The sequence below is a fragment of the Streptococcus mitis genome (genome assembly GCF_003944325.1).
GTDB classification, from domain to species: domain Bacteria; phylum Bacillota; class Bacilli; order Lactobacillales; family Streptococcaceae; genus Streptococcus; species Streptococcus mitis_CW.
The window spans coordinates 52,990-62,150 of record NZ_RJPX01000007.1 but is presented as its reverse complement, the minus strand read 5'-3'; the positions used below and the strand labels follow the sequence as shown (position 1 = coordinate 62,150).

The 9,161-nt window shown below is 39.6% G+C and carries 10 protein-coding genes and 1 pseudogene; 10 read left to right on the top strand and 1 reads right to left on the bottom strand.

Annotated features, from left to right (window positions below; genetic code table 11):
• Positions 1-511 (bottom strand): annotated as a pseudogene (locus D8787_RS03710) (IS630 transposase-related protein); the annotation flags it as partial.
• A gap of 125 nt (positions 512-636) precedes the next feature.
• On the opposite strand from D8787_RS03710, the gene D8787_RS03705 reads away from it, so the two are divergent.
• From D8787_RS03705 to clpX, 10 genes are all read left to right on the top strand, one after another.
• The gene (locus tag D8787_RS03705; protein WP_042901363.1) at positions 637-1,395 is read left to right on the top strand and encodes a class I SAM-dependent methyltransferase; all 759 of its coding nucleotides are present in this window, start codon (positions 637-639) and stop codon (positions 1,393-1,395) included.
• Positions 1,396-1,481: 86 nt separating this feature from the next.
• Positions 1,482-1,994, top strand: coding sequence for an adenine phosphoribosyltransferase (locus D8787_RS03700; protein WP_001049318.1), 513 nt, complete (start codon positions 1,482-1,484; stop codon positions 1,992-1,994).
• Positions 1,995-2,176: 182 nt separating this feature from the next.
• Positions 2,177-3,121 (top strand): homoserine O-acetyltransferase MetA, encoded by a 945-nt coding sequence (gene metA, locus D8787_RS03695; protein ID WP_042901362.1) that lies wholly within the window; start codon positions 2,177-2,179, stop codon positions 3,119-3,121.
• An 8-nt stretch (positions 3,122-3,129) separates the two neighbouring features.
• Positions 3,130-3,807 (top strand): DnaD domain-containing protein, encoded by a 678-nt coding sequence (locus D8787_RS03690; protein WP_125420844.1) that lies wholly within the window; start codon positions 3,130-3,132, stop codon positions 3,805-3,807.
• Between the two features lie 97 nt (positions 3,808-3,904).
• Positions 3,905-4,663: a triose-phosphate isomerase gene (gene tpiA / locus D8787_RS03685; RefSeq protein ID WP_000087893.1), complete on the top strand. Its 759-nt coding sequence runs from the start codon at positions 3,905-3,907 to the stop codon at positions 4,661-4,663.
• Positions 4,664-4,696: 33 nt separating this feature from the next.
• Positions 4,697-6,211, top strand: coding sequence for a choline binding-anchored murein hydrolase LytC (gene lytC, locus D8787_RS03680; protein ID WP_125420842.1), 1,515 nt, complete (start codon positions 4,697-4,699; stop codon positions 6,209-6,211).
• A 349-nt stretch (positions 6,212-6,560) separates the two neighbouring features.
• Complete coding sequence (locus D8787_RS03675; RefSeq protein WP_181143493.1) at positions 6,561-7,079, top strand: Dps family protein; 519 nt, start codon at positions 6,561-6,563, stop codon at positions 7,077-7,079.
• A gap of 130 nt (positions 7,080-7,209) precedes the next feature.
• Positions 7,210-7,716: a dihydrofolate reductase gene (locus D8787_RS03670; protein ID WP_125420840.1), complete on the top strand. Its 507-nt coding sequence runs from the start codon at positions 7,210-7,212 to the stop codon at positions 7,714-7,716.
• Positions 7,716-7,886: a hypothetical protein gene (locus D8787_RS03665; RefSeq protein ID WP_000442261.1), complete on the top strand. Its 171-nt coding sequence runs from the start codon at positions 7,716-7,718 to the stop codon at positions 7,884-7,886. The genes D8787_RS03670 and D8787_RS03665 overlap by 1 nt, the downstream gene beginning before the upstream one ends.
• Before the next feature lie 36 nt (positions 7,887-7,922).
• On the top strand, positions 7,923-9,155 hold the full coding sequence (clpX, locus tag D8787_RS03660; protein WP_012972566.1) for an ATP-dependent Clp protease ATP-binding subunit ClpX: 1,233 nt from the start codon (positions 7,923-7,925) through the stop codon (positions 9,153-9,155).
• The last annotated feature ends 6 nt before the right edge of the window (positions 9,156-9,161 follow it).

The following is a 9,161-nucleotide window of genomic DNA, read 5'->3' as shown; positions in this document are numbered from 1 at the left end:
AAAGAAATCCTCTGATATCTTCTTCCAGATACTTTACCTCTTATTAACTGACCTTTTAAAGAGCGACCATATTCTCGATAAAAATAAGTATCGAATCCTGTTTCATCAATATAAACAGGTGCTAGATGCTTTAAACTATTAAAACTTTTAAGAAATAAAGCTACTTTTTCTGCGTCTTGTTCATAGTAGGTGTGGTTCTTTTTTTTCGAGTGTAGCCCATAGCTTTGAGAGCATAGTGGATAGTAGTTGAATGACAGTCAAATTCAGAAGCTACTTCAGTCAAATAAGCGTCTGGATTGTCAGTAAGATAGTTTTTAAGTCTATCTCTATCAACCTTTCTTGGTTTTGTTCCTTTTACTTGATGGTTTAATTCTCCTGTTTTCTCTTTTAGCTTTAACCAGCCATAAATGGTATTACGTGAAATTTGGAAAATGTGTGATGCTTCTGTTATACTACCTGTTCGCTCACAATAAGCGAGAACTTTTTTACGAAAATCTATTGAATATGCCATAAGAAGATTATACCACATTATGTACTATTTTTGGTTCAGTTTGCTATAGTTCATCAAATAATAGATTAGAATTGTCAGATAATATCATTTTATGTTATAATGAAGAAAAAAACAGAGGTGTTCAAATGTCAGAAGCAGGTCATAAGTTTTTAGCAAAATTGGGGAAAAAACGCTTACGTCCAGGTGGAAAACGTGCTACAGATTGGTTAATTGCGGAAGGAGGATTTTCAAAAGAAAAGAGAATACTAGAGGTTGCGTGTAATAGGGGAACTACAGCAATTGAGTTGGCACAGCGTTTTGGTTGTAAGATAACTGCTGTTGATATGGATGGACAAGCTTTAGAAGTGGCTAAAAAATCTGCTGCAACGGCAGGTGTTGGTCATTTGATCAGGTTTGAAAGAGCAAATGCAATGAAACTTCCTTATGAAGATGCTAGTTTTGATATTGTTATAAATGAAGCTATGCTGACTATGCAAGCCGATCAAGCTAAGAAAAAATGTGTAATGGAGTATCTAAGGGTTTTAAAACCTGGAGGTCTTCTCTTGACACATGATGTGCTTCTTAAGGAAGCTAGAGAGTCTGTCAGACAGGAATTGTCACAAGCAATTCATGTAAATGTAGGTCCTTTAACTCAAGATGGTTGGGAACAGGTGATGATAGAATCAGGTTATCGTGATGTGAAAGTATTGACTGGTGAAATGACCTTAATGAAATTATCAGGTATGATTTATGACGAAGGTTGGCTAGGAACTTTGAGAATTTGTATAAATGCTTGTAAAAAGGAGAATAGAAAGCAGTTTTTAACGATGTATAAAATGTTTGCTAAGAATAAACAGAAACTGGGCTTTATTGCCATGGCTAGTTATAAATCATCAAATCGTTAGATAATTATTGAAGTTAACTTTTCCTTTTTTCTTTCTTAAAAAATATGCTATAATAGAGAGTAAAAAACTTTGAAAGAAAGAAAAAGATGAATTTAAAAGATTACATTGCAACAATTGAAAATTATCCAAAGGAAGGGATTACCTTCCGTGATATCAGTCCTTTGATGGCTGATGGGAATGCTTATAGCTACGCTGTTCGTGAAATCGTTCAATATGCTACTGACAAGAAAATCGATATGATTGTAGGACCTGAGGCTCGTGGCTTTATTGTGGGCTGTCCAGTCGCTTTTGAGTTGGGAATTGGTTTTGCGCCTGTTCGTAAGCCAGGTAAATTGCCACGCGAAGTTATTTCTGCGGACTATGAAAAAGAGTACGGTGTTGATACCTTGACAATGCACGCAGATGCCATCAAGCCAGGTCAACGTGTTCTTATCGTAGATGACCTCTTGGCAACAGGTGGAACTGTTAAGGCAACTATTGAGATGATTGAAAAACTTGGTGGTGTTGTAGCAGGTTGTGCCTTCCTTGTTGAATTGGATGAATTGAACGGCCGTGAAAAAATCGGTGACTACGATTACAAAGTTCTCATGCATTATTAATGAAAAACAGTCCCTAGGGCTGTTTTCTCTACATTAGGATATAAAAATAGACTATAGCTAGTTAGAGAAAAACTATAATTGAAAACTATATCTTCTTACAGTATAATAAAGGGAACAAGTGTTTGAGTTTTAGTTTCAAACACAAGTAATTATTCCTGAAAGAGTACAGTTAGGAGAGGGTTATGCCGATTCGAATTGATAAAAAATTACCAGCTGTTGAGATTTTACGGACAGAGAATATCTTTGTCATGGATGATCAACGTGCGGCCCACCAAGATATCCGTCCCTTGAAGATTTTAATCTTAAATCTTATGCCACAGAAAATGGTGACAGAGACTCAGTTATTGCGCCATTTGGCCAATACACCCCTACAACTGGACATTGATTTTCTCTATATGGAGAGCCATCGTTCTAAAACAACTCGTTCAGAACACATGGAGACATTTTATAAAACCTTCCCAGAAGTCAAGGATGAGTATTTTGATGGGATGATCATCACGGGTGCTCCAGTTGAGCATTTACCATTTGAGGAAGTGGACTATTGGGAGGAATTCAGTCGGGTGCTTGAGTGGTCTAAGAACCATGTCTATTCGACTCTTCATATCTGTTGGGGTGCTCAGGCGGGGCTTTATCTGCGCTATGGAGTGGAAAAATACCAGATGGACAGTAAGTTATCGGGTATCTATCCTCAGGACACCTTAAAGGAAGGTCATCTTCTTTTTAGAGGCTTTGACGATAGCTATGTATCCCCTCATTCACGGCACACGGAGATTTCTAAGGATGAGATCTTAAACAAAACCAATCTCGAGATTTTATCAGAAGGTCCTCAGGTTGGGGTTTCGATTTTGGCCAGTCGTGATTTACGAGAAATTTATAGTTTTGGGCATTTGGAGTATGACCGTGATACCTTGGCAAAAGAGTATTTTAGGGATCGTGATGCAGGTTTAGACCCACATATTCCAGAAAATTACTTTAAGGATGATGATGTCAATCAGACACCTTGTCTTTGTTGGTCTTCATCAGCAGCCCTCTTTTTCAGTAACTGGGTAAACTATGCAGTCTATCAGGAAACCCCTTTTGACTGGAGAAAAATTCAAGATGATGCATCTGCTTTTGGGTATTTATAAGAGGAATTATGACATATTTAGACGCTTTTAAATCAGGGAACTTGGTTTTACCGAGTGCCCTGCTCTTGCATTTTAAGGAACTCTTTCCTTCCAGCGATGATTTTCTGGTCTGGCAATTTTTCTATTTGCAAAATACGACTGGCTTAGAAGAAATGTCGCCAAGCCAGATTGCTGAAAGGATTGGTAAGGAAATTTCGGATGTCAATCAGGCTATTTCTAATCTGACGGAAAGGGGACTTCTTCAGTATCGAACGATTGAATTGAATGGTGAAATCGAATTGCTTTTTGATGCTAGTTTGGCTTTGGAACGTTTGGATGACCTGCTTGGAGCAACTCATTCAAGTTCAGATCAGTTGATACCTCAAAACCAACTTAAGGATTTGGTAGAAACCTTCCAGCAGGAGTTGGGGCGCTTATTGACTCCTTTTGAAATTGAGGATTTGACCAAGACCCTTAAAGAAGATGGGACTAGTGCTGACTTAATTAAGGAAGCTCTTCGTGAAGCTGTTTTGAATGGAAAAGCAAACTGGAAGTACATTCAGGCCATTTTGAGAAATTGGCGCCATGAAGGTATCAAAAGTGTGGCTCAAATTGAGGCTAAGCGGGCAGAAAGAGAAGCAAGCAATCCTCAGTTGACACAGGTATCGGCAGATTTCAGAAATGCCATGGATCTCTGGAAGGATTAATCATTGTAAGCAGGCTTGAAGTCCGAGTAAGATTTGCAAGCTGTGTCTAATTGTGATAAAATAAATAGAAAATAAATTGAAAAAAGAGGTATGTGAAATGTCACGTAAACCATTTATCGCTGGTAACTGGAAAATGAACAAAAATCCAGAAGAAGCTAAAGCATTCGTTGAAGCAGTTGCATCAAAACTTCCTTCATCAGACCTTGTTGAAGCAGGTATCGCAGCTCCAGCTCTTGATTTGACAACTGTTCTTGCTGCTGCAAAAGGTTCAAACCTTAAAGTTGCTGCTCAAAACTGCTACTTTGAAAATGCAGGTGCTTTCACTGGTGAAACAAGCCCACAAGTTTTGAAAGAAATCGGTACTGACTACGTTGTTATCGGTCACTCAGAACGCCGTGACTACTTCCATGAAACTGACGAAGATATCAACAAAAAAGCAAAAGCAATCTTTGCAAACGGTATGCTTCCAATCATCTGTTGTGGTGAGTCACTTGAAACTTACGAAGCTGGTAAAGCAGCTGAATTCGTAGGTGCTCAAGTATCTGCTGCATTGGCTGGATTGACTGCTGAACAAGTTGCGGCATCAGTTATCGCTTACGAGCCAATCTGGGCTATCGGTACTGGTAAATCAGCTTCACAAGACGACGCACAAAAAATGTGTAAAGTTGTTCGTGACGTTGTAGCTGCTGACTTCGGTCAAGAAGTTGCAGACAAAGTTCGTGTTCAATACGGTGGTTCTGTTAAACCTGAAAACGTTGCTTCATACATGGCTTGTCCAGACGTTGACGGCGCCCTTGTTGGTGGTGCGTCACTTGAAGCTGAAAGCTTCTTGGCTTTGCTTGACTTTGTAAAATAATCAGTAGCAAAAGCTAGGTGGAACAGCATTCAAATGCTTGTTCCATTTTTTATAGGAGAGGAAAGATTGAAAACAAAGATTGGAAAAATTGGATTAGCAAGTATCTGTTTACTCGGCTTGGCAACTAACCATGTAGCTGCAAATGAAACTGAAGTAGCAAAAACTTCGCAGGATACAAGGACAGTTTCAAGTAGTTCAGAGCAAAATCAGTCTTCTAATAAAACTCAAACGAATGCAGGTGTAAAGACCAATGCTTCTGCCCACTGGGATGGGGATTATTATGTAAAGGCTGATGGTTCCAAAGCCAAGAGTGAGTGGATTTTTGATAACTACTATAAGGCTTGGTTTTATATTAAGTCAGATGGTCGTTATGCTCAAAATGAATGGCAGGGTAATTATTACCTAAAATCAGGCGGTTATATGGCCAAAAATGAATGGGTTTATGATAATGCCTACAAGAATTGGTTTTACTTGAAATCCGATGGTTCTTATGCTAACCAGGAGTGGCACGCTGTTGGAGGTAAATGGTACTATTTTCAGAAGTGGGGCTATATGGCTAAAAGTCAGTGGCAAGGAAATTATTTCTTGAATGATCAAGGTGCCATGATGCAAAACGAATGGCTATATGATCCAGCCTATTCTTCTTATTTCTACCTCAAATCCGATGGTTCTTATGCTAATGAACAGTGGCAAAAGGTAGACGGAAAGTGGTATTATTTCAAGAAGTGGGGTTACATGGCTAAAGAGGAGTGGCATGGGAACTACTATCTTACTGAAAGTGGTGCCATGGCTACAGGTGAGTTAGTGATGGACGATACTCGTTATACTTTTGCCGATTCAGGAGAGTTAAAGGAAAAGAAAGCCTTGAACGTTGGTTGGGTCTATCGAAATGGTCACCGTTATTTCTTTAACCATCGTGAAGAGCAGGTCGGAACTGACCGTGCCAAGAAAGTCATTGATGTCAGTGAGCACAATGGTCATATTACTGACTGGCAAAAGGTTATCCAGGAAAACGGGGTTGATGGTGTTATTGTTCGTTTGGGTTATAGCGGTGTAGAAGATAAGGAATTGGCTTATAATATTCAAGAACTTAATCGTTTGGGTATTCCTTATGGTGTCTATCTTTACACCTATGCTGAAAATGAGACCGATGCTGAGAATGATGCCAAGCAAACTGTGGAGCTCTTGAAGAAATACAAGATGAACCTGTCTTATCCTATCTACTATGATGTTGAGAACTGGGAGTATGTCAATAAAACCAAGAGAGCACCAAGTGATACTGGAATCTGGGTTAAGATCATCAATAAGTATATGGCAACAATGAAGCAGGCTGGTTATCAAAATGTGAAAGTTTATAGCTATCGTCAACTTTTGCAAACTCGTTTGAATCATCCAGATATTTTACAACATGTCAACTGGGTTGCAGCCTATACAGATGCACTTGATTGGAATAATCCTCATTATTCAGGAGAAAAAGGATGGCAATATACTTCATCTGACTACCTAAAAGGAATTCGTGGTCGTGTAGACGTCAGCGTTTGGTATTAAGATATAAAGTTGAGAAAGGAGTGTGCAAGAAATTTGCATCCTCTTTTTCTTTACTTTACTGAAGCAAAGGGATATGAAATTTATACTCTTCGAAAATCTCTTCAAACCACGTCAGCTTTATCTGCAACCTCAAAGCTGTGCTTTGAGCAACCTGCGGTTAGCTTTATAGTTTGCTCTTTGATTTTCATTGAGTATTAATCAAAAAATCTCTACAGAATTCTTAAATTATCAGTCTATTGCAACTTTTCTCATGTGAGTCTTTTGGCTTGCTATTGGTTTTTCTTAGTAGTATACTAAGGTAGTAATCATTAAGAAGTGGTTACAAAAAATAATGAATGAGGTAAAAACAATGGTAGAATTGAAAAAAGAAGCAGTAAAAGACGTAACATCATTAACAAAAGCAGCACCAGTAGCATTGGCAAAGACAAAGGAAGTCTTGAATCAAGCTGTTGCTGATTTGTACGTAGCCCACGTTGCTTTGCATCAAGTACACTGGTACATGCGTGGTCGTGGTTTCCTTGTATGGCATCCAAAAGTGGATGAGTATATGGAAGCTCTTGATGGTCAATTGGATGAAATCAGCGAACGCTTGATTACACTTGGTGGTAGCCCATTCTCTACTTTGACAGAATTCCTTCAAAACAGTGAAATCGAAGAAGAAGCTGGTGAATACCGCAATGTTGAAGAAAGCTTGGAACGTGTTCTTGCTATCTACCGTTACTTGTCAGAACTTTTCCAAAAAGGTTTGGATGTCACTGATGAAGAAGGTGACGATGTGACAAACGGTATCTTTGCAGACGCTAAGACTGAAACTGATAAAACAATCTGGATGCTTGCGGCAGAACTTGGACAAGCACCTGGTTTGTAAGAAATAGAATAATCATATAAAAATCTGTAGGATGCCTCTTACGGATTTTTTCTATTCTGTAAGCTATTCCAAACCAGTCTTTTTTTGAGTTTTTTGATAAAATAGTACTATCAGTGAAAAGGATGGAAGCATGACTAAGAAAATCGTAGCTATTTGGGCCCAGGATGAAGAGGGTGTGATTGGTAAGGACAATCGTCTGCCTTGGTATTTGCCAGCAGAATTGCAGCACTTTAAAGAAACAACTCTGAATCATGCCATCTTGATGGGGCGCGTGACCTTTGATGGAATGGGGCGTCGCTTGCTTCCAAAACGGGAGACCTTGATTTTGACGCGTAATTCTGAAGAAAAGATAGATGGGGTTACTACTTTTTATGATGTTCAGTCTGTCTTGGGCTGGTATCAGGCTCAAGATAAGAATCTTTATATTCTCGGTGGAAAGCAAATTTTTCAGGCTTTTGAACCTTACCTTGACGAAGTGATTGTCACTCAAATCCATGCTCGGGTAGAGGGAGATACCTATTTTCCTGAAGAGTTTGACTTGTCTATTTTTGAAATAGTTTCAAGCAAATTTTACGCCAAAGATGAGAAAAATCCTTATGATTTTACTATCCAATACCGCAAGAGAAAGGAAGTCTAATGGAACGTAGTATATTTGGTTTTTTCACAGCCATGCTGTGTTTGGTCTGCTTGCTTGCAGGAGCACAGGCTTTTCGTAAAAAGCGTTATGGACTTTCTGTCCTGCTCTGGTTAAATGCCTTTACCAACTTGGTAAATAGTGTCCATGCCTTTTACATGACCTTATTTTAGATAGAATGACAGTATAGAATAGAACGGAAGGAAATCATGCCTACAAATAGGAATAATGATATGATGGTTTATTGCTCATTTTGTGGCAAAAGCCAAGAAGAAGTACAAAAAATAATCGCAGGGAACAATGCCTTTATCTGTAATGAATGTGTGGAGTTGGCTCAGGAAATCATTCGAGAGGAGTTGGCGGAAGAAGTCTTGGCAGACTTGTCTGAAGTTCCAAAACCAATCGAACTCCTCCATATCTTGAACCACTATGTAATCGGTCAAGATCGTGCCAAGCGTGCCTTGGCAGTGGCGGTTTACAACCACTACAAACGCATCAATTTTCACGATACGCGTGAAGAGTCAGAAGATGTGGATTTGCAGAAGTCAAACATCTTGATGATTGGCCCAACTGGTTCAGGGAAAACATTCCTTGCCCAGACCTTGGCTAAGAGCTTGAATGTGCCTTTTGCGATCGCAGATGCGACAGCACTTACTGAGGCTGGTTATGTAGGTGAGGACGTGGAAAATATCCTCCTCAAACTCCTGCAGGCTGCTGACTTTAATATCGAGCGTGCAGAGCGTGGCATTATCTACGTAGATGAAATTGACAAGATTGCCAAGAAGAGCGAGAACGTATCGATCACACGTGACGTTTCTGGTGAAGGGGTGCAACAAGCCCTTCTCAAGATTATCGAGGGAACTGTTGCCAGCGTACCGCCTCAAGGTGGACGTAAACATCCACAACAAGAGATGATTCAAGTGGATACAAAAAATATCCTCTTCATCGTGGGTGGTGCCTTTGATGGCATTGAAGAAATCGTCAAACAACGTCTGGGTGAAAAAGTCATCGGATTTGGTCAAAACAATAAGGCGATTGACGAAAATAGCTCATACATGCAAGAAATTATCGCAGAAGACATTCAAAAATTCGGTATTATCCCTGAGTTGATTGGACGCTTGCCTGTCTTTGCAGCTCTTGAGCAATTGACGGTTGATGATCTGGTTCGTATCTTGAAAGAGCCAAGAAATGCCTTGGTCAAACAATACCAAACCTTGCTGTCTTATGATGATGTCGAGTTGGAATTTGACGATGAAGCCCTTCAGGAAATTGCCAATAAGGCCATCGAACGTAAAACGGGTGCGCGTGGTCTTCGTTCGATTATTGAAGAAACCATGCTAGACGTCATGTTTGAAGTACCGAGTCAGGAAAATGTGAAATTGGTTCGCATCACAAAAGAAGCTGTCGATGGAACGGATAAACCAATCCTAGAGACAGCCTAGAGGTGA

Bases quoted from the DNA above. Each gene is read 5' to 3' on its own strand.
- D8787_RS03690 (WP_125420844.1), top strand. From the start codon at position 3,130: ATGACATATTTAGACGCTTTTAAATCAGGGAACTTGGTTTTACCGAGT.
- D8787_RS03665 (WP_000442261.1), top strand. From the start codon at position 7,716: ATGGAACGTAGTATATTTGGTTTTTTCACAGCCATGCTGTGTTTGGTC.
- D8787_RS03675 (WP_181143493.1), top strand. From the start codon at position 6,561: ATGGTAGAATTGAAAAAAGAAGCAGTAAAAGACGTAACATCATTAACA.
- D8787_RS03700 (WP_001049318.1), top strand. From the start codon at position 1,482: ATGAATTTAAAAGATTACATTGCAACAATTGAAAATTATCCAAAGGAA.
- clpX (WP_012972566.1), top strand. From the start codon at position 7,923: ATGCCTACAAATAGGAATAATGATATGATGGTTTATTGCTCATTTTGT.
- D8787_RS03670 (WP_125420840.1), top strand. From the start codon at position 7,210: ATGACTAAGAAAATCGTAGCTATTTGGGCCCAGGATGAAGAGGGTGTG.
- lytC (WP_125420842.1), top strand. From the start codon at position 4,697: ATGCTTGTTCCATTTTTTATAGGAGAGGAAAGATTGAAAACAAAGATT.
- D8787_RS03705 (WP_042901363.1), top strand. From the start codon at position 637: ATGTCAGAAGCAGGTCATAAGTTTTTAGCAAAATTGGGGAAAAAACGC.
- tpiA (WP_000087893.1), top strand. From the start codon at position 3,905: ATGTCACGTAAACCATTTATCGCTGGTAACTGGAAAATGAACAAAAAT.
- metA (WP_042901362.1), top strand. From the start codon at position 2,177: ATGCCGATTCGAATTGATAAAAAATTACCAGCTGTTGAGATTTTACGG.